The sequence below is a fragment of the Burkholderia sp. 28_3 genome, assembly GCF_003253915.1.
GTDB classification, from domain to species: Bacteria; Pseudomonadota; Gammaproteobacteria; order Burkholderiales; family Burkholderiaceae; genus Burkholderia; species Burkholderia cenocepacia.
On the sequence record NZ_QKZF01000019.1, the window covers coordinates 57,738 to 79,434 of the forward strand.

At 66.8% G+C, this 21,697-nt stretch carries 20 protein-coding genes; 3 read left to right on the top strand and 17 right to left on the bottom strand.

Features of this window, described 5'->3' with window-relative positions; translation table 11 throughout:
* Positions 1–414 precede the first annotated feature (414 nt).
* The 7 genes from DFS13_RS29670 to DFS13_RS29700 are packed head-to-tail and all read right to left on the bottom strand — an operon-like array spanning position 415 to position 3,107.
* Positions 415–864, bottom strand: coding sequence for a phage tail protein (locus DFS13_RS29670; protein WP_111442463.1), 450 nt, complete (start codon positions 862–864; stop codon positions 415–417).
* A complete protein-coding gene (gene lysC / locus DFS13_RS40635) occupies positions 857–1,093 on the bottom strand; it encodes an Rz1-like lysis system protein LysC (protein WP_226245313.1) in 237 nt (78 codons plus the stop codon). Before lysC ends, DFS13_RS29670 begins: the two co-directional genes overlap by 8 nt.
* A complete protein-coding gene (lysB, locus tag DFS13_RS40945; RefSeq protein WP_111442464.1) occupies positions 981–1,421 on the bottom strand; it encodes an Rz-like lysis system protein LysB in 441 nt (146 codons plus the stop codon). Before lysB ends, lysC begins: the two co-directional genes overlap by 113 nt.
* Positions 1,418–2,269 carry an N-acetylmuramidase family protein gene (locus tag DFS13_RS29685; protein WP_181461631.1) on the bottom strand — a complete coding sequence of 284 codons (852 nt, stop codon included), beginning with the start codon at positions 2,267–2,269 and terminating at the stop codon, positions 1,418–1,420. The genes lysB and DFS13_RS29685 overlap by 4 nt, the downstream gene beginning before the upstream one ends.
* Before the next feature lie 2 nt (positions 2,270–2,271).
* Positions 2,272–2,538 (bottom strand): phage holin family protein, encoded by a 267-nt coding sequence (locus tag DFS13_RS29690; RefSeq protein ID WP_006484102.1) that lies wholly within the window; start codon positions 2,536–2,538, stop codon positions 2,272–2,274.
* Between the two features lies 1 nt (position 2,539).
* Positions 2,540–2,884, bottom strand: a complete 345-nt coding sequence (locus tag DFS13_RS29695) for a putative holin (protein ID WP_006484093.1) — start codon at positions 2,882–2,884, stop codon at positions 2,540–2,542.
* Between the two features lie 16 nt (positions 2,885–2,900).
* On the bottom strand, positions 2,901–3,107 hold the full coding sequence (locus DFS13_RS29700; RefSeq protein ID WP_006484103.1) for a tail protein X: 207 nt from the start codon (positions 3,105–3,107) through the stop codon (positions 2,901–2,903).
* A gap of 561 nt (positions 3,108–3,668) precedes the next feature.
* On the opposite strand from DFS13_RS29700, the gene DFS13_RS29705 reads away from it, so the two are divergent.
* Both DFS13_RS29705 and DFS13_RS29710 read left to right on the top strand, forming a co-directional pair.
* Positions 3,669–5,288: a TIGR04222 domain-containing membrane protein gene (locus tag DFS13_RS29705; protein ID WP_006484107.1), complete on the top strand. Its 1,620-nt coding sequence runs from the start codon at positions 3,669–3,671 to the stop codon at positions 5,286–5,288.
* Between the two features lie 239 nt (positions 5,289–5,527).
* Positions 5,528–7,534 (top strand): tetratricopeptide repeat protein, encoded by a 2,007-nt coding sequence (locus tag DFS13_RS29710; RefSeq protein WP_249197132.1) that lies wholly within the window; start codon positions 5,528–5,530, stop codon positions 7,532–7,534.
* Positions 7,535–7,587: 53 nt separating this feature from the next.
* Here DFS13_RS29710 and DFS13_RS29715 read toward each other — a convergent pair whose 3' ends face one another.
* The 9 genes from DFS13_RS29715 to DFS13_RS29755 form a co-directional block, all read right to left on the bottom strand.
* A complete protein-coding gene (locus DFS13_RS29715) occupies positions 7,588–8,280 on the bottom strand; it encodes a bifunctional 2-polyprenyl-6-hydroxyphenol methylase/3-demethylubiquinol 3-O-methyltransferase UbiG (protein WP_034201126.1) in 693 nt (230 codons plus the stop codon).
* Between the two features lie 311 nt (positions 8,281–8,591).
* On the bottom strand, positions 8,592–9,869 hold the full coding sequence (locus DFS13_RS29720) for an ATP-grasp domain-containing protein (protein WP_077190276.1): 1,278 nt from the start codon (positions 9,867–9,869) through the stop codon (positions 8,592–8,594).
* 55 nt (positions 9,870–9,924) lie between these two features.
* Complete coding sequence (locus DFS13_RS29725; RefSeq protein ID WP_241308660.1) at positions 9,925–10,719, bottom strand: hypothetical protein; 795 nt, start codon at positions 10,717–10,719, stop codon at positions 9,925–9,927.
* Positions 10,720–10,883: 164 nt separating this feature from the next.
* Complete coding sequence (locus DFS13_RS29730) at positions 10,884–11,582, bottom strand: WbqC family protein (RefSeq protein ID WP_034201123.1); 699 nt, start codon at positions 11,580–11,582, stop codon at positions 10,884–10,886.
* A 1-nt stretch (position 11,583) separates the two neighbouring features.
* Entirely contained in the window at positions 11,584–12,729 is a 1,146-nt protein-coding gene (locus DFS13_RS29735; RefSeq protein WP_034201122.1) for a DegT/DnrJ/EryC1/StrS aminotransferase family protein, read from the bottom strand.
* 28 nt (positions 12,730–12,757) lie between these two features.
* Positions 12,758–15,103 (bottom strand): tetratricopeptide repeat protein, encoded by a 2,346-nt coding sequence (locus DFS13_RS29740; RefSeq protein WP_105866227.1) that lies wholly within the window; start codon positions 15,101–15,103, stop codon positions 12,758–12,760.
* Positions 15,104–15,360: 257 nt separating this feature from the next.
* Positions 15,361–15,660, bottom strand: coding sequence for a flagellar protein FliT (locus DFS13_RS29745; RefSeq protein ID WP_059721094.1), 300 nt, complete (start codon positions 15,658–15,660; stop codon positions 15,361–15,363).
* 25 nt (positions 15,661–15,685) lie between these two features.
* Complete coding sequence (fliD, locus tag DFS13_RS29750; protein WP_006484094.1) at positions 15,686–17,194, bottom strand: flagellar filament capping protein FliD; 1,509 nt, start codon at positions 17,192–17,194, stop codon at positions 15,686–15,688.
* 132 nt (positions 17,195–17,326) lie between these two features.
* The gene (locus DFS13_RS29755) at positions 17,327–18,481 is read right to left on the bottom strand and encodes a flagellin (protein ID WP_105866226.1); all 1,155 of its coding nucleotides are present in this window, start codon (positions 18,479–18,481) and stop codon (positions 17,327–17,329) included.
* Between the two features lie 530 nt (positions 18,482–19,011).
* Here DFS13_RS29755 and rpsU point away from each other — a divergent pair.
* Entirely contained in the window at positions 19,012–19,224 is a 213-nt protein-coding gene (gene rpsU / locus DFS13_RS29760; protein WP_006401410.1) for a 30S ribosomal protein S21, read from the top strand.
* A 166-nt stretch (positions 19,225–19,390) separates the two neighbouring features.
* On the opposite strand, the gene DFS13_RS29765 is transcribed toward rpsU, so the two are convergent.
* Positions 19,391–21,514: a TonB-dependent siderophore receptor gene (locus DFS13_RS29765; protein WP_111442467.1), complete on the bottom strand. Its 2,124-nt coding sequence runs from the start codon at positions 21,512–21,514 to the stop codon at positions 19,391–19,393.
* Between the last annotated feature and the right edge of the window lie 183 nt (positions 21,515–21,697).

Consider the following 21,697-nt stretch of genomic DNA (forward strand, 5'->3'; position numbering starts at 1 on the left):
CGTCGACAATCGCAGCACCGGTTCGCATGAGGATGGAGTCGTGCGTCTGCGCGACGTCGTCACGCGGTCTGAATGCGTGGATGCCGATCGATGTCGGGACGCGGCGATGGGACGGGCGCTCGATGAATTGCGCCGCGGCGACGGGCGAACGGATGCCGCGTGAATGGCTGGACGGGCGTGCCGCAGAGACATCGTGCGGGCCGTCGATGCAGGTTATGCAGCGAGGCTGTCGTCAGGATGCCTGTCGTCGGCGATGGCCGAGTCGACGGGAAGACGGGACCGGATGCCCGGCAAGGGCGATCGGCGGGGGGGCTCCGCGGTGGCGGGCCGAGGCGAGAGGGTTGGCTGCGACGAGCAGCCGTTGCCGGGCGCGATGCCGCGGCGTGAGCGAAGGCGGGCCGATGCCCGCCCGGCTCAGCGGATCTGCGGCAGCGCGACCCAGGTCAGCGTATCGGCCGGGTCGACCCGTGTGTCGTCGACGTGCGTGATCACCGGCCGTCCGTCCGGGCCGGTCGTCACGACGACGCTTTCCGTCAGCGCCAGCCGGATCGACAGGTCGACCGCGGTCTGGTCGCGAATGCCGATCTCGAAGGTGATGCCGCTCGCGCGTGCGGCCGGGTTCGTCACGAGGTCCGGCTGGTTCGCGCACACCCATTCGATCAGGGCGACGAACACCGGATCGGTGTCGCCGGAGAAGTGGGTCGCGAGGACGTGGGCCGTGTACCGGTATTCGAACGATGGCGTCAGCGTGCCGGTCGTCGCGATCGAGCCTTGCTCGACGAGCACGGTCAACGCGCCGGGTTCGTCGTCGATCGACGGGATGGCGGCGGCAAGCGCCCGCCGCAGGCTGTCCGGCTTAATCATGCGAATGGGCTCCGTGGTCGGGGGCAGCCGCGCCGGCCTGGCACGCCGCGATCATGTCGACGGTCGCCGCGCACGTCGCCCACGCGGCCTTGACCAGCGTGAGCGCACCGTCGAGCTCACCGTTGGTCCGCGGCGCGAGCCTCGGCAGCGTGCACGGCTTCACCGTCTGGCACGTGTTCGACATAATCGCCGGCGCCGGTGAGAGCGGGACTGGCTTGCAGGCGGACAACGTCGTCAGGCAGGCGAGTATCAGCCCAGGCGCGAAGCGCGGCGTTTTCATCGGTTAATCTCCGGTTTTCAAATCGAATGGCGTCGAGCTTCGACGCGATGGCGGTTTGCGCGTGGTCGAGCCGCGCCTGCTGTTGCGCGCGTTCGGCGGCGTCCTGCCGCAGGCGCGCAATGATGCCGTCGCGCGCGGCGAGCGCCTGTTGCGCCTCGACGCGTTGCCGTTGCGCGGTCGCGCGCTCGGCGCGCAGCCCATGCACGTACAGCGCGACGACGGCGCACGTGGCGAGCGCGACGATCCACGCGATGATTTTCGCGGCGAGTCCGTTCATGCGCGGGACGCGACGGTAGCGTCGGGCGATCCGGATGCGGCCTGCGTCGCCGCAGCCGCTTGCGACGCATAGCGGTCGAAAGCGCGTGCGAGCTTCACGTCGTACAGGTTCGCCGCATAGTCGGGCCCGTTGTACGCGCGGGCGAATGCGGCCCACTGGCGTGCGCCGAGTGCGCGGCGCAGTGTGTCGTCCGCCGCGATGTAGCGCATGAACGCGTCGAGGTGCTGCGCTTCGCCGTCTTCCATGCACGAGACGAATGCGTCGATGCCCGCGTAGCCGAGGCGTTCCCAGTGATAGCCCATCACCTGGAACGCGCCCCAGCTCGCGGATTCCCACGCGGCGCCGGCATCGATCGACTCGGCCGTGGCGAGACGCACGTATTCCGCGGCGCTGCCGCGATAGCCGCCGCGCGTGCGTGACACGATGTCCGGCTGCCGCGCCGCGAATGGCGCGGGATCGATCCCGCGCGCCTGGAGCCGCTTCCAGAATACGTGGCGTTCGAACAGGATGACGGGCCGGCCGTCGGGCAGGAAGCCGGCGCCGCGCGACTCGACTTCGTTGACCGCGCGAATGCACGCGAGCGGCACGTCGAGCGTGCGCGCGGCGCGCTCGAGATCGGCGAGCCCCAGGTGTTTCGGATCGCGCAGGCCGGTGGCCAGCGCGGCATAGGTCTTCGGGCCGGCGATACCGTCGTCGACGAGGCCGGTCTTGCGTTGCAGCGCGATGACGGCGGCTTCGGTCGCCGCGTCATAGAGGTGCGTGATCTGCACCGCATAGCCGGCGCGGATCAGTCTGCGTTGCAGCAGGCCCACGTCGTCGCCGTGATCGCCGAGGCGGCGGGTTTTCATCGTCATTCGCTCCTCAGGAGGCGCGCGACGTTGCCGCGCGTGCCGCAGACGAACATCGCCAGGAAGACCGCGGTGGCCGCGTCGAAGAAGCCGACGGCGCCGGTATGCAGCAGCCACTCGATCGACGCACCGCCGGTGACGGCGACGAGCATCCACGCGAACCATGATGCGTGGCGCCGGTGCCGTGCGCCGTTGCGTCGATAGGTGAGCACGCGCACGAGCACGGCGAGGTGGGCGGCGAGCGCGATCAGCGCGAACGGGAACGCCACGTCACCCTCCTTTGCGGAACAGCGCCAGGAGATCGAGCGTCTTGATCCGCTCGATCAGCTGCAGCGTGACGGCGATCACGAGCGCGGCCGCGAAGAACGCGGCGACGCCGGTCGAGTGGATCGGCGTCGCGCCGACGATTTCCGGCGCGGCGAGATAGCCCATCACGAGCGAGATCAGCAGATAGGCCGCACGCCGCGCCACGCCGATCTCCTTCGACGTGACGACCACGAGCGCCGCGCCGGTGAATGCGCCGATCAGCGCGTTGCCGTCGATGCCGGGCGCGAGCCCGGCGACGCCGATCGCGGTGGACAGCATCGCGGCGGTAGTGAGGTTCGGTTCGGCCATGACGGCGATTCCAGGGTCAGTCAAACAGTTGCAGCAACGGGCGCGCGCTCGTCACGGTATCGAACGGCGGCAGGTAGACGGGCGTGCCGGCGGGCAACACGACGCCGAGGCTGGCGAGTCCGGTGTTGGCTTCGAGCACGGTCTCGACGGTGCCGTCGGTCCGGCCGTAGTGGCGCCAGCACAGCGTGTCCACCGTGTCGCCCTGCAAGGTGCGCGCGATCATGGCCGGGCCTGCCGATGTCGAAGGGGCCGGTGGTCGGCGGCGGTGCCGGCCGGCGTGCCGCGAACGCGTATCGAAGTCGTGCTGCTTGCCATGGCGAGGTCTCGGGCCGTGAGGCAGTGAAGATGGCTCTCATGGTCGAGCTTCGCGGGGCGGGGTTCAACGAGATGCGTGCGTGGTCCGGGCGGACACGCAGCGCGACGCGTGTCGTGGCGTGCGGCGCGCCTTACGCTTCATGGACGGGTGCCGAGGGTCACGGGTGGGGCCGTGCGTGCCGTGCAGCCAGATTGCAGCCTGGGTGAACCGGGGCGGGCTTGGGTGATCTTGTGCAACCTTGGTTTTGCCGCGGGAGATGCCGGCGGAGCCTTGCCGGGCAAGGGTTCGGCACGCGCAGATAAAACTCCGAAGGCAGGGGTTGCTGGTTCGATCCCGGATGCGCTCGCGATTGCCGCACGGCGATTTTGCGTGGGCGTGCCGACGCATTTGCCGGTGTGCGAGAATCGCCCACAACGACCACTCCAAGCGTCGATCGCGGCGGCCGTCCGCGCATCGCGCCGACTCCCGATGGCTGCCATTCCGTCTACCTCGACCGCAGTCGCTGCCTGCCCGCTGACCGATGCGCAGCAGGCGCTGCTCGCGCGTCTGCACGCGTATTCCCCCGACGATCCCGACGCGCCGCTGCCGTACAGCCGGCGCCTCGCCGACGCCGAAGGCTGGTCGCACGACCACGCGCTGGCCGTGATCGACGAATACAAGCGCTTCGCGTTTCTCGCACAGGTGGCCGGGCATCCGGTCACGCCGTCGGTCGCGGTCGATGCCGCGTGGCATTTCCATCTGCAATACACGCTCGAATATTGGGACGTGTTCTGCGCCGGCGTGCTGCGCGCGCGGCTGCACCACATGCCCGGCACCGGCGCGCCGGACGAGGCCGCCGTGTACGCGCAGCGCTATCGCGACACGCTCGACAGCTATCGCCGGCTGTTCGGCTGCGAGCCGCCGGCATCGATCTGGCCGCGTCCCGTCGACCGGGCAGTCGAGGGCGGGGCGGAGGTCGAGACGCAGCAGCCCGAGCGCATGGTCGCCGTGGCGCCGCGCCGTGCGTGGCGCGACCGTCTGCCGAAACTCGTGTGGCCGGCGGCCGCCGCCAGTGTCGCCGCGACCTGCGCATCGGCGCAGGATCTCGACGTGCTCGACTACACCGGGCCGCAGTTTCTCGCGTTTTACGTCCCGGCCTGCGTTGTCGCGTTGTCGTTGATCGTCGCGTTGCATGCCATCGAATTTCGCATCCGGCGCTGGGGCCGGCGCACGCGCAAGGCTTCGTCCGGGCTGAGCGCCGACGAAGTCGCCTATCTCACCGGCGGCGAAGCACGGGTCGCGCAGGTCGTGACGATGTCGCTCGCGCATGCGGGCGCGGTCGATCTGTGGAGCGTTCACCTGCAAGGCAGCTACGTGAAGATCGCGGATCTGGAACGCGCGGGCCGATACGACGACTACTGCGCGTGGCTCAACGAGCAACCGTCCGGCACCGTGCGCTACGGCGTGTTTCGCGAGCGGCTCGCGAGGTATGCGCAGGAGGTCGTCGACGGGATGCGTGCGCAGGGCTGGTTCTGGGCGCCCGGCGAGTTGCGCGCGTCCCGGATGGCCGCGCGCGCGATCGCGCTGCTCGTGTTCGGCACGGGCGCCGTGAAGCTTGCGGTCGGTTTGAGCCGCGGGCGGCCCGTGCTGCTGCTGTGCATCTGCATGGCGGTGTTCGCGATCGCGTACCGGATCGTCGCTGGAAGGCTGACCGGCTTCCGGCGCGGCGGCCCAACGGCGGCCGGGCGCGCCGCGCTGCTCGAGCGCAGGAACGCGCACGATCCGCGGGCTGCGCGCGACGCGCGGCACGTACGCAGCGCGCAGGGAGCGTCCGGGATACGCGACGCCGAACGTGACGATCCGGATCCGTTGCTGTGGACCGCCGCGCTGTTCGGCGCAGGCGCGCTGGCCGGTACCGTATGGTCGGCGTATGCAGGCCCGGTGCTGGCCGCGTCGCGGATGCCGTCGGTCGCCGCGGCGAAAGCGGGCGGTGGCACTTCGTTCGACTCGTCCGACGGCGGCGGCGCGTCGTCGAGCTGCAGTTCGTCGAGTTCGTGCAGTTCCAGCTCGTGCAGTTCGAGCAGTTGCGGCGGGTGTTCGTCGAGCTGAGCGGCCGGCCGGTGTCGTTCAGCGAGGTCCCGCCACGCACGGGGTGACGGGGCCATCGCCCGAACAACCGCATGGAATGGGCTCAGATCGTCGCATCGCGTGCGTGCATGCTTCGGTAACCTGTCAATCGACGCTCTCCGTGCCGAAACGGTCGCCCGGGCGCGACACGCGTCGCGCATGCCGGGCTGCCGCCGTGGCGGCCGGACGCGATGACTGTCCGCCGCTTTGCCCAGCCCTCCATGACGACGCCAGCTTCCGACGTATCCGCGTGCGTTCGACACGCCGCGACCTTGTGCCAGAACGGACAGTTTGCCGACGCACTGTCGCTTGTGGCGCCGCAGCTCGACGCGTCTGCGGTGGACGTCGCGGTGCTGCACGTCGCGGCCGTCTGCGCGCTCGGCCTGAACCATCTGGCGGACGCAGAAGCCTCGTGGCGGCGCGCGATCGATGCGATGCCGGCGTTCGAGCCCCCCTACGACGGCCTTCACGCGCTGCTGATGTCGCAGGGCCGCTTGCCCGACGCCGAAGTGATCCTGCGCCGGCAGCTTGCCTGCGTCGCGCCGTTGCGCGCGTCGCACCATCACCGGCTCGGCAAGGTGCTCGAAGCGCTCGGCCGGCTCGACGAAGCCGAGCAGGCGTTCGGGCAGGCCCTGTCGATCGAGCCGCGGTCGCCCGACGTGCTGACCGATTTCGGCAACCTGCTTCGCGTCCTTGCCCGGCCGGCGGAGGCGGAACTCGCGTACCGGCTCGCGATCGCGGTTCGCGCCGACCACGTACTCGCGCACGCGAATCTCGGCGCGATCCTCGTCGACATGCAGCGGCTGCCGGAAGCGGAGGCGGCGAGCCGGCAGACCATCGCATTGTGTCCCGATCATCCGGAAGCGCATTACAACCTCGGCGTCGCGCTGCAGAACCTCGATCGCCTGCCCGAAGCGGAAGCGGCCTATCGCGACGCCATCCGCTGCCGGCCCGGCCTGCCGCAGGCGCACAATAATCTCGGCTGCGTCCTGCGTGCGCAGGGCCGCCACGACGAAGCGGCCGTCGCGTTTACCGACGCGCTGGCACTCGCGCCGCAGATGGCCGAGGTGCACTACAACCTCGGCACGACGTTCGCGCATGCGGGCCAACTCGACGAAGCCGAACGCGCATACCGTCGCGCGCTCGAACTGCGTGCCGATTATGACGACGCGCGCTTCGGGCTGGCGACGCTGCTGCTCAGCCGTGGACGATTCGAGGAAGGCTGGCGCCGCTACGAATCGCGCTACGAGCAGTCGACGTTCGTCCACCGACGAACCCGCGAGGTGCTGCGGTGCGCACAGTGGCGAGGCGAGCCGCTGGCCGGCAAGACGCTGCTCGTGTGGCAGGAGGATGGCCTCGGCGACATGCTGCAGTTCAGCCGTTATTTCACGGAATTTCGCGCGCGGCAGGCGGCGCGGGTGGTGTTTGCGTGCCAGCCGGCGTTGCATCGGCTGATGGAGACAGTCGATGGCGTCGACGCGGTGCTCGATCACGAGGCGGCTACCGCGCAGGCCGCGCAATTCGATTACTGGACGAGTCTGTTGAGCGCGCCGATGCACGCGGGCACGACGCTCGACACGATCCCGCCACCGGTGCGGTTCGTACCCGATCCGGCGCGCGTCGCGCACTGGGGCGCGCGCCTCGATGCGCTGCCGCCCGGCCCGCGCGTCGGACTCGTGTGGAAAGGCAATCCGAAGCATCACAACGACGCGCACCGTTCGCTGCCGTCACTGGCATTGCTGACGCCGCTGTGGAGCGTGCCGGGCGTGAATTTCGTGAGTCTGCAGAAAGGGCAGGGCGAGGACGAAGCGCGCCAGCCGCCGGGCGGGCTGCCGTTGCTGCACCTGGGCTCGGAACTCGACGATTTCGCCGATACGGCCGCGATCGTCGCGCAACTCGATCTCGTGGTGTGCGTCGACACGTCGACCGCGCATCTGGCCGCATCGCTCGGCAAGCCCTGCTGGGTGCTGCTGCCGAATCAGGACGTGGACTGGCGATGGATGCACGACCGTGAGGATTCGCCCTGGTATCCGGGCACGGTGCGGTTGTTCCGGCGCGGGCGCGGCGACAGCTGGATTCAGATGGCGGAGCGGCTGCGGGCGGCGTTTGCCGCGCATTTCACGGAGCAGTTCGTAAAACCCGACGCCCCGTTGCCCGCGTCCGTCAGTGCGCGTCGAATGCCCATGGCATGCGTCGGCGGAAATGTCGGCGGAGACGGCTTGCGATAGCGTGGGCCGGTCAAGCTGTTGCTCGTGGTCGATGCACCCATCGACCTGTCGCGTCAGCGCACCTTCAACTGATAGACGCCGAGCCACGAGGCCGTCACGCCGATATGTCCGCGCGATACCCGCCACGCAACGTCGAGCAGCCGATTGTAGGTGCGTGTCAGTGCGCGTTTGACGCCGCCGCCGGTGTAGAACGATCGCCACATCCGGGTGCGGTACGGATCCTTGAAGAAATAGATGTCCGTCATTTCGAGCAACCCCGCCTCGCCAAACGAGATCGGCATTCCCGTCGTGCCGAATGCATGACGGAAGCTCTGCGGCAGATAGGGGCGCACGTGAGTGAAGTCGTGATAGAACCGATCGCCGGGGGTCGGGCTGACGACGATCAGTCGGCTGTCCCGGTGCATCAAAGCGCAAAGGCGCGGCACGAGCGCGAACAGCGCGTCCGGCGTGACGTGCTCGATGAGGTGACTCAGGAACACCACATCGAACGGTGCGTGCTCGGCGGCGAAAAAAGCCTCCGGCTCGTATGCCGCGAATCCATTGGCACGCGCGCGTTCGACGTAGTCGACGTTCGCGTCGACGCCAGTGACGGCGCAACCCAGCTTGCCGAAGCCGTCGAGAAATTTTCCGGGTCCGCAACCGTAGTCGAGTACGCGGAGCGCGCGCTGTCCTGGATGCTGGAGTTGCCGCATCAACGAAAGGATGCGGCCGTACTCGAGTGACTGGTAGTGAGCAGGGGTCTTCATTGGGCGTCTCGATTCGCGGCGAAGCGGCAGGGCACGCGTTCGGGTTGGACAATCGACGGGCGTATCGCCGCGCATGTGTGTCTGTTCTGGTTGCAGGCGGGTCGGATATCGCGATGCGTCATGTCGATTTCAGTGCTTGCCATTGATTCGGATTGCGCTTTCCCCGCCGAACATCGCGCCGTCCGGGTGGGCCGGAGGTTCGCCGATTTGGCCGATCGGGGCGATGGGCCGATTCGACGGCGCGTGGCGCGCGGTACGCGGGTGCGCAAGCGAATCGGGAGATCAGAGCAGCGTTGTCCATGCGGACGCCTTTACCGGATGAGGAATTCGACGGAGTCGACGTCGAACACCGGCACCGCGCACTTGCGTGCGACAGCGAGCCGCTCGGGAAAGTGGTTGTCGATGAAAATCGAGCGCGGCGTCACGTGATCGGCCTTGGACTCGCCGTTACGCAGGACGATGATGCGATCGAACAGTCCGGCATCGATCCGGGCGGCGGCGAGCGTGCGCGCGACGTCGTGCGCATGGCGTGTCAGCAGGACGATCTGCTTGCCCGCCGCGACCGATTGGTAGAGAAACGCGATGGTCTGCGGGACGGCGTGGCCGTTCAGTATCAGCGTGTCGTCGAGATCGACGCAGACGGTGTCGTATTCCCAGTCGAGCGCTGCCCGTGTCGCGATGTTGCGATCGACGAGCGTGACGTGCGGGTTCGGCAGTGCAACGAGATCGCGTCCGAGGTAGTCCTGGATGGCCATCAGCGGCAGGTTGATGCCGGCCGCGCGTTGAGCGGCCATCGTGCCCGCGACACGACAGGAAATCTCCAGCAGCTTCCACGCACCGTGACGGTCGCGCTTCAGTTGAAAGAACCAGGGGCCTCGCAGGGGCATCCCGTCGTTGATCTGATGCGCGATTTCGGTGATGCGCGGAGACTGCGGCAGCAGGCGCGAGCGCATCGAAATCCCGGCCTTCACGCGCTCGCGCGTGCGCGGCCCGATCCACAGGAGGCGGCGCGAACGGTCGGTGAAGCAATCGACGGTCACTTCGTCGCCGGGCAGGTACTCGACGAGCAGCGGCTGTTCGACGCGCTGCATCGCTTCGGTGGCCTCACGCGCATCGTCGACGCGCGTCACGCCTTGACCGCCCTGGCCGAGATCGGGCTTCACGATCGCCGGCCACGCGTCGACGTCGTCGACCGATGCGTACACCCGCGGTACCCAGTCGCGATCGGCGAAATGGCGGTACGTCATGCTCTTGCGGCGGGCGATGGCCGCGCTTTGTGCTGCGCCGTTGATGAGCGTGATGCCCATCCGGGAAGCGCGCGTCGACAGATATTCGTGCACCGTGTCGTGTGTCGCAAACACGACATCGATTTCATGGCGCGCGACGAACCGGGCGAAGTCGGCATCGAACGTAGCGTCGGCGATCTTCGGTAGCCCGCCGACATAACGCGGGAAGCGGAAGCGGCCGTGATCGTCGACGCTCGATGCACCGATTAGCTCGACGTGCAGCGAATAGCGTAACGCCTGGTGGATTTCCGATGCGTTTTCGGATCCGCAGGGAAATACGAGTACGTTGATCTTGTCGTTCATGGTGGTGGACGCACGTGTCGGCGCGCAACGTGTGATGACGGAATCCATGGAGTAGTTACTCGTCCAGCACGCGTGCGACGACCTCGTCCAGCTGCGCACGATCCAGCCGCTGATCGCACGGCAGGAACAGCGCGCTGCGCGCAAGCTGCGCGTCGAAGTCCGGCACGGTGTCGTCCGATGCGACCTCGGGCCAGTAGCAGGGGGTGTAGATGCGTTGCGCGATCAGAGCGGCCCGCGTGGCCGCGGTCGTGCTGAGGAACGGGTAGCACAGGGGCACGCTGGCGTGGTCGAGCGCGACGGGCAGGCGATTGCGCTCGCCGAGCCGATCGTGCAGATACGAGAAATTCGCGCGTCGCGCGTCGCGGACGGGCTCATAGTCGATCGCTGCCAGCAGGCGTTGCGTGAGGAACGACATCCTGCGCGGCGGCTGCCGGTCGAGGCTCGCTTCGGCCGCTTGATAGTCGGCGAAGCCGGCTTCCGCTCCGGCAGCCAGGCGCTTGAGCAGGTGTGTCGTGCGCTGCAGCGATGCGTGGTCGGTTTCGTCGGGCAGCGCAACGGCATGATTCGAGATCAGGTACCCGCCGTCGGGCACGCCGACGAACTTTCGCGGCGAATACAGGTTGGCGAGACAGTCGCGCGGCGCGGCAAAGAACGCCTGCGCGTTGTCGATCACGACGCGCTCGCGCGGGTAGCGCTCGAGTACCGAATCGACATGGCGGTCGCAGACACCGAAATAGTTCACGTAGAGCAGCCACTCGCCGGGACCGAGTTCGATGTCCGGGCACCCGAAGTCCTGGCCGATCGCGTAGCGTCGGCATGTGACGCCCGATGCGTGAAGCGAGTCGGTCATGCTCTCGCAGAGATACCATGGCGCCCAGACGGCCGTGGGCCGACGATACTGCAGCAACGCCAGGAATGCGGCACGGGCGGACTGGAATCGCAGCGCATTTGCGTGAAATTCCTGTCCGTGCATCGGGAGTTCGAATCCGGCATAGCCGCCGATCGCGTCGGCGTTCATGCGACGGCTCCGGCATGCAACATGGCGCGCACCTCGTCGACGTGATTGAACATCAGCACGTCGAGAATCGACAGCCCCGGCACGAATGTCGCGCCGAATTGCCGATAGGCGGGCAGCGCGGGCTCGATGAATTCGAGGCGGAGCCCGGCTTCGGCGAATGCCGTTCGATCGTACAACGCTCGCCCTCCGGGCAAGTTGACATAGGTGCGCGCGCGTTCGCTCGCGCAGATGTCCAGCACACGCGCCTGTCCCTTGAGTGCGTTGTTGCCGTAGCCCGACGATGTCGCAACGAACTCGGGGCCGATGCCGACGAACCGACAGACTTCGGCGACGCTGTGTGCGGCGAGGCAGCCGATCGAATCAGTTTCGTACGACATGACGCGTTCGAACAGCGCGCTGATGCGCGGGTAGTGAGGCGCCCGCGCGTACGCATGACGCAGCGACTCGCGCAGCCTGGGTAGCCAGCGTTCGGACGGCTGCACGCGCACGTCGTCGATCCGCTGAGACGAACCGGCACCGGCGAGCGGTACGGTCAGGTAATGGGCACGCCCGTTCAGCAAGACGCGGTTGCGGTTGATCCAGCCGTTCTTGATGAACGCGACGTCGTCGTAGAACACGAACCTGTCGACCGCCGCGGCGAGCTGGAAATAGCCGACGTAAGGGAACAGGTACGGTTGCATGATCGCGAGCCGCATCTTACGGCTGTCGGATTACGTCGACGATGCGGCGCAGATCGTGCTCGGTCAGCGCCGGATACATCGGCAGGCACAGCACCTTGCGCGCGGCCTCGGCCGCGACCGGGAGGTTCGCACGGTTCGCGGACGGCAAGCCGCGGTACATCGGGAAATCCGAAATCAGCGGATGGAAATAGCGGCGCGCCCAGATGTTGTTTTCGCGGAACGCCGTGTACAGCTCGTCGCGGCCGAGCGGATAGTCGGATTCGACGAGGATCGGAAAGTACGCATGGTTGGCGGTGTAATCGGGCGCATCGTTGACGCAGCGGATGCCGGGAATGTCCCGCAGCAACTCGCGGTAACGTGCGTCGAGCGCCTTGCGGCGGCCGAGCGCGTCGTCGATGTGCTTCAGCTGCAGCATGCCGAACGCCGCATTGACCTCGCTCATCTTGCCGTTGATGCCGGGCGCGACGACGGTCACTTCGTCGACGAAGCCGAAGTTCTTCAGGTGATCGATGCGCTGCTTCGTTTTAAGGTCGGGGCAGATGATCGCGCCGCCTTCGAACGTGTTGAACACCTTGGTGGCGTGAAAGCTCACCACCGACAGGTCGCCGTGCCGCAGGAGGCTGCCCTCGTGCGTACGGACGCCGAACGCATGCGCGGCGTCGTAGATCACGCGCAGGTTGTAGTTGTCCGCGATTTTCTGGATCGCGTCGACGTTGCACGGGCGGCCGTAGCAGTGGACGGGCAGGATCGCGCTGGTCTGCGGCGTGATCGCCGCTTCGATCTTGGCCGGATCCAGATTCAGCGAATCGGGTTCGACGTCGACGAAGACCGGCTTGATGCCGTTCCACAGCAGCGAGTGCGCGGTCGCGACGAACGAGTAAGGTGTCGTGATCACCTCGCCGGTGATGCGCAGTGCCTGCAGCGCGGTGACGAGCGCCAGCGTGCCGTTCGCGAACAGCGACAGGTGCGGGACACCGAGGTATTCGCATAGTGCGCGCTCGAACTGCTGGTGAAACGGGCCACCGTTGGTGAGCACGCGGCTGTCCCAGATCTGCTGGAGATACGGCAGGAATTCGTCGAGCGGGGGCAGGTGCGGCTGCGTGACATAGATGTTCTCGCGCGGCAGTTGCGCGACGGACGACATGGGCAGGCTGGCGGTCATGGTGATTTTTCTCGCTATCGCGTGGAAATCAGGCCTCTACCGCGGCCTGTGCGGTCGCCGCGTCGTCGAACAACGGCGTGTCGAATGCGGTGGCAGGCTCGCCCGCGCACCAGCGTGTCCACATCGTGCGTAGTGCCGACGACAGTCCGGCTGCGACGATCTCCGGGCGGAATGCGGCCGATTCGGCGCAGCGCGCGCGCAGGCCGCTGCGCAGGGTTTGCAGCGCGGTGACGTCGCGGCCGAGCGTCAGTGCCTTCGCGACAAAATCGTTCTCGTCCGTCGCGATGTACGCGTCGAGTCCGACGTGCTGCTGCCAGGCCGCGCCGCCACATCCTGCCGGCGTCGCGCCGGCGATCGTCACGGTCGGTACGCCCATCCACAGCGCGTTCAGCGTGGTGGTCGAGCCCGCGTACGGGAACGTGTCTAGACAGAGGTCGACGCCGTGATGCTGCTGCATGTAGAGCGGAATGCTCGAGCGCCGGTGAAACGTCAGGCGGCCGGTGTCGACACCCGCGGCGGTAAACCATTCGATCAGCGTACGCTGATCGTCGTCGTTGCCGATCGCACCCAGCGCCATGCGCGCGGTCGGATCCGCGTGCAGCACGCGGGCCCAGGCTGCGATGACCTCTGGGCTCAGCTTGTTCAGGCGGTTGAAGCTGCCGTAGGTCGTGTAGCCGTTGTACAGCGCAGGCAGCCCGTTGACGGGCGGGCAATGCGGCGGCGGCATGAACGTCGCGATCGCGGGTAGCCGCACGATCTGCTCGACGAACTGGTCGTCGAATTTGCCATGCGGCGTGACGAATCGGTCCGACAGGTAGTAGTCGATTGCGGCAACGCCCGTCGTGGCCGGGTAGCCGATCCACGAAGCCTGTACGGGAGCCGCGCGCTGCGCGAGCGCTACCAGCCGGTTGCGGCCCGTGTGGCCGGACAGATCGATCACGATGTCGATCTGGTCGTTGCGCACGCGCTCGAGAAATGCGCGATCGTTCAGGCCGGTGATGTTGTACCAGCTGCGCGCGTATGCCTTGACGCGTTCGGAGACCTGATCTTCCGCGAGGTGATTGTGATAGAAGTACATCGCGATGCCGGGATCCGTCGCGAGATGTTCGATCACGGGGACCGCGTAGGACGCGACCGCGTGGTTGAACAGGTCACCTGACACGAAGCCGACACGAAGCTGGCGCGCCGGGTCGCGCGTGTTCGTGAACGCGGCCGCCCGTTTGCGGTTACCGTAGCGCAGGCCGAACGCGCGATGCTGGTCGACGAGCGATTGCGGGTCGGCGTCGGCGCTGTGCGCGAGGCAGAACAGCATGTTGCTGTGGGCCACGCTGTCGGTCGGATCGAGTTCGAATGCGCGTCGCAGCCAGCCGAGCGCTTCCTGGGTGGCGCCCTGTTCGAGCAGGATGAATCCGAGCGTGCTGTTCACGGCGGCACTGCCTGGCGCGAGCTCGACCGCGCGCCGGCAGGCGGCGTTCGCTTCGGCAGTTCGACGTAGCGCAAGCAGCACCTGCCCGTGGATTCGCAATCCTTCCGGGTGATCGGGTTGAAGCTGGAGCAGGCGGCGGCATTGTTCGTCCGCTTCTTGGAAACGCAGTGCCGCGCGTAGCGTATCGGCGAGCAGGATACGCACGAGCACTTCGTCTGGCAGCAGCTCGACCGTACGCAGCCCCGCATCGATCATCTCCGTATAGCGGCCTTGCTTGTGCAACGACGCAGACAATGCGCGCCAGCACGCGCCGTCTTCCGGATAATCAGCTGTAAGTCGCTTCGCGAGTGCGGTGCATTCGGCGTACTTGTTTTTCTGGAACAGCGCCGCATGCCTTTGCAACAGATGCGGGTGAGCCCGGCGGGCTGGCTTGCCGGGATGATCCCGCTCGGTCGAGCCGGTGGCGGTTTCGGCGACAATCTGTGCATCGATGCCGCTCGATACGACGGCGGTAGCCGGGGCCGTTGCGAGCACCACGTCGGGCATCGACATTTGCGTAATCAGCCCGTCCAGTGCGGGGCCATGTACGCCGCGTTGCTGCGCAATTTCGACGGCGATCCAAGCGGCGGGCGTTTGTCCGCTGTGGTGCAGTGCGTGGATGTAGCTGACCCAGTAGTAGCCGTTGGCCGGGTTCACGCCGAGAGCGGCCTCGAAATGCGGCAGCGCATCGGTCGGCCGGCCTGTATCGACCATCAGCACCGCGAGGTTGTAGTGCGCATCCGCATGCGTGGGCATCGCGTCGACGATCGCCTCGTACAGCGCCCGCGCGTCGTCGAATGCGCCGCTGTGCTGGCGTTCGAGCGCACTTTCCATGACGAGCGCAATGTCCTGCGCGAACTGCTGTTCAGGCGTAAGCACGGCGGGATCGGGCGATTCGGACGGGAGCATGATGAAATCTGCGGAAAGTCGGTCGATACCATTATGGGTAGCGGGCCGTCGCGCCGATGCCGCGAGGTGACGGGAAAAGCCCGGTCAGTTTGGTCGATTGACCGGTCGGCCGACGGAGGGGCGGTGCGGCTGGCGACACCCCAAAAAAAACGCCCGCACGAGGCGGGCGGGGAGGCGAACGAGCACGCCCTCACATCAGCGTGTAGTTCTTGTTGTCGGGTTGGCGGCGCGCATTGCCGCGCGCGGCCGGATGCGGATCAGCGGTTCGCGATGCTCTGGTACTGACCGACGGCCTGCACGCGGCTCATTGCCGCCTGGTATTCGTCGGTCAGCTCCTGCTGCGCGCGTTGCGCGTCGGCGAAGATACGGTCGTTGCTGGCCTGCATGCGGCGGATCGCCGCGATGCCGACGGGCGGCTGGTCGGTCGAGAGCAGTGCGACGAGCGACCAGCGCGCATCGACGAGGCGTACGGCCTCGGCCCAGTCGGCCATCGCGGCCGCATGTTCGATCCCGTCGGTGAGCGCATCGATCTGCGCAATCAGTTCGGTCTGTTCCATCGGTGCTCTCCGGTCCGGCCAGCGATCAGCCCTTGTTGTTCGACATCGCGCCGGCGCTGTTCGCGCCGCCGAACAACTGGGTCAGGTATTGCGAGTTGCTGTTCATCGTCGCCATCAGCGTGTTGAGCGCGGTGAACTGCGCCTGGTACTGGCTCGTCAGCTGGGCTGCATAGTTGGACAGCGTCGTCTGCTGCTGCGCGACGTTCTTCAGATCGTTGCTGAGCGCGGTCGTGCGCGCGGCGATCAGTCCGTTCGTCTTCGTGTAGTTCGTGATGTTCGTCGTCAACTGCTCGCCGATCCCGTTCTTCGAGTTGAACAGGGACGCGACGCCCGTCGGGTTGTTCTGCAGTGCGCCGTTGAGCGCCGTGCTGTCGACCTTCAGCGTGCCGTCGGCCTGCAGCGTGACGCCGATCGACGCGAGGTTGACCGTCGAGCCGTTGCTGTTCACGCCGCTCGCGACGATCGATGCGAGTGCGTTCTTGATCGTGTTCAGCGTCGAGTCGCCGAGCAGCGGGCCTTGCGACGACGCTCCCGACGTGAAGCTCGACAGCGAGCCCATCGTCGTGACCAGCGTGTTGTAGAGCGTCGCGAAGTTGTTGATCGCGGCGGCCTGGGATTTCGTGTCGGTCGCGACCGTCAACGTTTGCGGCTGCGTGGCGCCGACGGCGGCGCTGGTCAGGTTCAGCGTGACGCCGGTGATCGCGCTCGTCACGGTATTGCTCGCGCTGGTGCCGGCGATCCCGTTGATCGTGAACGCGGCGTCCTGCGCGGCGGTGCTCTGCTTCCACGCGGCGCTGCCGTTCGCGGACGTGATCGTCGACTGGCCGCCCGTCGTGCTGGGCGTCGACGTGACGCCGAGGCTGGACAGGCCGTTGTCGCCGGCGACGTTGCTGAGCGCGACGCCGATCGTGTTCGCCGCGCCGGTCGGCGTCGAGCTGAGCACGAGGTGCGCGCCGTCGCTGCCGTTGACGACCGACGCGACGATGCCCGGGTTGCCGGTCGCGGTATTGATCGCGGCGGCGATGCCGGACAGCGTGTTGTTGGTGCCGTTCACGTCGACGGTGAACGACTGGCTGCCGAGCGACAGCGTCATCGTGCCGGTGCCGAGCGCGGTCGACGCGCCGAACGCGGCCGACGACAGCGACTGCGACGTCGCGATCTGCGTGACGCCGACCGAATAGCTGCCGGCTACCGCGCCGGCGCCCGCGGTCGCGGTGAGGCCGGTGCCGCTCGCGGTCGCGGTGAAGGTGTTCTGCAGCGAGCCGTTCGACAGCGTGGTGAGGCTGGCCTGCAATGCGCTCAGCGCGGCCGACAGCGCGCCGTACGCGGAAATCTGGGTGTTGTCGCTGCTTTGCTGCGCGTTGAGCGCGGCGGCCTGACCGGCGGTTTTCGCATTGACGAGTGCCGTCACGAGCGAGTTGACGTCCATCGACGAGTTGCCGGTCGAACCGCTGATGATCGATTGGGCGGCTTGCTGCAGCGCGCTGTTGGCCGAGTTGTTGGCGGCGGTGACGGCGGGATTGATCGTCGACATCGTGTTGCTCCGTGCGGCGGGTGATCCGGGAAGTTCTGGATGAAGACCTGGCGGCAGAGCAACGCCCCGCGCGCCAAGTGACTGCGGCCGGGCCGCGCGTTACGCGGGGCCCGGCCGTCGGTTGCTACGCGATTACTGCAGGAGCTTCAGGACCTGCTGCGGCAGCGAGTTCGCCTGTGCGAGCACCGAGATGCCTGCTTGCTGCAGCACCTGGTTCTTCGACATGTTCGCGGTTTCCTGCGCGAAGTTCGCGTCGGTGATCTGCGACTGTGCCGACGACAGGTCGGTCGATTCTGCCTGCTGCGCCGTGGCGATTGCCGTGAAGCGGTTTTGCGCCGCGCCGAGTGCCGCCTGCACGTTGTTCACCGTCTGCAGCGCGTTGTCGATCGACACCATCGCGACGTTCGCCCCGCTGACCGTGCTGATGTCGAGGTTCGACACGGTAGCCGGCTTGTTGACGGCGTTGATCTGAGCGATTGCGTTGGTGATTGCGGTCTGTTGCGCGGCGGTGGTGCCCGCGCCCGTCACGCCCGAGCCGAGCACCAGAGCTGCGACCGGCGTACCCGTGCCGGACGTTGCGCCCGCGCCGAACACGGCCGTTGCAGCAGTCCCCGAAATGCCCTGACCGTTCTGATCCGTGAACGTGTAACCGCCCTTGCCGTCCGAAATGACGTTGATCGCGGTGATCGTTGCGCCCGAACTGGCGTACGCGCCGTTGTTGTCGAGCGACAGACCCGTTACCGTACCGACCGTCTGACCCTTCTGCACCAGGCCGCCGCCAATCTTCGCAGCCGACATGCTTTGGCTCAGGTCCAGCGAAATCGTCTGGCCGACGTTCGCGCCGACCTGGAACGACACGATGCCTGCCGAGCCGTCGAGAATGTTCGTGCCGTTGTACGTCGTTTGCGACGCGATACGGTTCACTTCCTGGATCTGCTGCGAAACTTCCTGCTGCAGTGCTGCCTGGTCGGTCGTGGACATCGTGCCCGTCGACGCCTGGACGGCCAGCTGGCGGATACGCTGCAGGCTGTTCGTCAGCGACGACAGTGCGCTCGAAGCCGTCTGGATCATCGACACGCCGTCGTTCGAGTTCGACACGCCCTGGTTCAGACCGTTGATCTGGGTCTGCATCCGGGTCGAGATCGCGAGGCCTGCTGCGTCGTCCGCTGCGCTGTTGATGCGCTTGCCCGACGACAGGCGCGTGATGGCCTGGGACAGGGCGTTTTGCGAGCCGTTGAGGTTCTGCTGTGCAACCAGCGAGTTGATGTTGCTGTTAATTCCGAGCATGGAAAAATCTCCTGTATAAGCCGAAAGCCCTGGAAAGCCGTTTTGGCGTCGGCGGAAGCACTCGTTCATTGCTGGCCGCCTCAGAGCAGGATTTCGGCGCACCAAAACAAAACTTGAGGGGCACGTGGAGATTCGGCCCGATTTTTTATCCTTCTTTGTCATTTCGGACCGGCCCGGCACGGCGCCGGATTAAACGGGGGCAGAAACCGGCCCGATGCGGCTCCGGCACTCAGTCGTGACGCTGTGCACACACGACCGACAAAAGGGTGGTTTTGTCTGTGATTCCCTGCTATGATGGCGGGCTGAATTGAGATTTTCTGTCACGCCTTTGCCGGTTTCGGCATGTCTGCTGGCAGTCAAACGCGGCGCTGCACGCGGTTGTGAAGCGTACTCGCGGTGCTTTCCGCCTCTCTTTTCCGGCCTCCGAGGCCGTATTTCCGCTCGTTTCGCCTGTTGTGGGGACGCTCGGATGGCCGGTGCGTGGCGCTTGGCCGCTACGTTTTTGACCGTTTAAGCAATTTAGGAACGACATGACGACGATTCTTCTGAAAGAAAACGAGCCGTTCGAAGTGGCGATTCGCCGCTTTCGTCGCGCTATCGAAAAAAATGGCCTGATCGCTGAACTGCGTGAGCGCCAGTCTTACGAAAAGCCGACCGCAGTCCGCAAGCGCAAGAAGGCAGCAGCCGTCAAGCGCCTGCACAAGCGCCTGCGCAGCCAGATGCTGCCGAAGAAGCTCCACTAAGCGCGTCTGACGGTTCGCCGCGAAACGGCGGAGTGTGCCTCGAAAGAGGCCGCTCCGCCGTTTTGCTTTGGCGGGCCGGGAAAATCCAGAGGCCATTGCGGCGCGGGTGTTCCCGCCAGCTGGCGAGACCCGGCGGCGAGCGGGCCGCGGCCGCCGGCCGCGGCGTTCAGAAATCGATCTTCGCGCTCAGGCTCACCGTGCGCGGGTCGCCCGGCTTCACGTAGTCCGCGTACTGGTATTCCCAGTAACGACGGTTCAACACGTTGTCGATCGATGCGCGCAGCGTCACGTCGTGCCGTCCGACCCGCGTCAGGTAACGCGCGCCCGCGTTGACGACGAGAAAGCCCGGTGCGTCGAGGCCGCCGGCCGCGCGCAGCGGCGTCGCGCCGGTGAATTTCGCGTCGACGCCGAGCGTCAGCCCCGGCACGCCCGGCACCGCATAGCCGAGGTCGCCGGCGAGCACGAAGCGCGGCGCGCCGGCCACGCGGTTGCCGTTGTTGCCGATCCCGTTCGCGTACCACGCGTCGAGCAGCATCGCGTCGACGCCCGCGTTCCAGTGCGCGCCGAATTTCGCGCGCGCGCCGACCTCGATCCCCTGAATGATCGATTCGCCATCCTGCACGTAGACGTTCGCGGCGTTCGCGTATTCGGCGCTGCGCTCGATGCGGAACAGCGCGGCCGTCGCGCTCCAGCGCGCGCGCTCGCTCTTGATCCCCAGCTCGTACTGCTTGCTGCGCAGCGGCTTGAGCACTTGGCCCGCGTTCGCGTAGACATCGTTCACGCGGCTGCCGGGCTCGAGCGACTCGGCGTAGCTCGCGTACGCGGTGGTCGTCGGCGCGAGCTTGAACATCACCGCGAAGGTCGGCGTCACCACGCCGTTCTGGCGATAGCCGGGGTCCTCGGCGCCGCTCGCCTGGAACGCGCGCTGCGCGTAGTTCATGTAGCGCACGCCGGCCAGCACCGACCAGCGCTCGGTCAACTGCACGGTGTCGCTCGCGAACAGCGATTTCTGCACGATCTCGCTCGTGCGGTACTGGATGAAGCCGTGCGGACTCTCGTAGCGGTATGGATTCGGCGCATAGAGGTTGCCGGCGCCGAGCGGCACGAACACGCTGTTCGCCGAATAGTCGTTCGCCTGCTTCTGCCACGACGCGCCGAGCACGATCTGGTGGCTGAACGGGCCCGTGCGCACCTTCCCCTCGACCATCGCGCGCCACTGGCTGAAGCGGTGATCCTCCATGCCGACGTAGCGGCTGTCGGTGTAGTTGCCGGCCGCGTCCTGCAGGTAGAGCGTGCTTTCGTTACGCCGGCGCGTCGCCTTGCTGTAGCTGTACGCGACGTCGAGCTGCCAGTCGGGCGCGAGCTGGTATTGCAGCCCGGCCGTAGAGAGCTGCAGGTTCGTGTTCAGGTACTGGTCCTTGCCGCCCAGGTTCGTCGATCCGCCGCTGATCGTCGCGGGTAGCGCGCCGCCCGGATAGCTGCCGGTGAAGATCGACGGCGTCTGGCCGGTCGTGCGGCGGTCCTGGTACAGCGCACCGAACGACACGGACAGGTCGCGCGTCAGGTTCGCCTGCAGCGCGAGCGACACGCTGTCGCGGCGGATGTTGCCGTCGTTGTACGTCTTGCCTTCCTCGTGCGTCGCATTCAGCCGCGCGCCGAACATGTGGTCGGGACCGAAGCGCTGGCCGAGATCGACATGCTCGGTCCACACGTTGGTGCTCCGGTAGCCGATGTCGACGCTGCGCACCGGTTCGGCGCCCGGCTGCTTCGTCACGTAGTTGACGACGCCGCCCGGCGTCACGAAGCCGTACAGGAAGCCGCCGAGCCCCTTCAGCAGTTCGACGCGATCGAGCTGCTCGTACGGCATCGTGATGCCGTACGTGACGAACGGCAGTCCGTCGATCTTGTAGCCGTTCTGCCAGTCGAGCTGCATGCCGCGCACCGTCATGTAGCTGGCCCAGGCGCTGTAGGCGCCGCTGTTGTCCGACACCGACGCGTCGTTCGCGAACACGTCGCCGAGCTTGTACGGCTGGCGGGCCTCGAGCTCTTCCGACGTGACGATGGTGGTCGAGAACGGCGTGTCGAGCTGGCGGCGGGTGCCGAGCGCACCCGTCGAGATCGTGTCGGTCAAGTGTTGCGGCGAATCATGCGCGGCCGTGATGTTGAGGGCGGGCAGTACCGCGGCGTCGCCGGGCGAATCGTCCGCATGCGCGAGCGACGCGGCAAGGCAGGCGAGGGCGGCGGCCACGCGGCGTGGACGGACAGGCGGGCGGGCGAGGCAGACGGTCATGGCGAGCGGGCAAAAATGCGAGTAAGAATCATTCGCATTGAGTTAAAATGTCGCGCATCGTATCAAAACCCGCCAACCGCGCAACAATTCCATGCCGCGTACAAGGGCATCCGGCCTCGCCGGGCCCGACCGGATGACCGTTGCGCGGCGCTCGACATCAAATGAACTGCATCCCGTCGAATC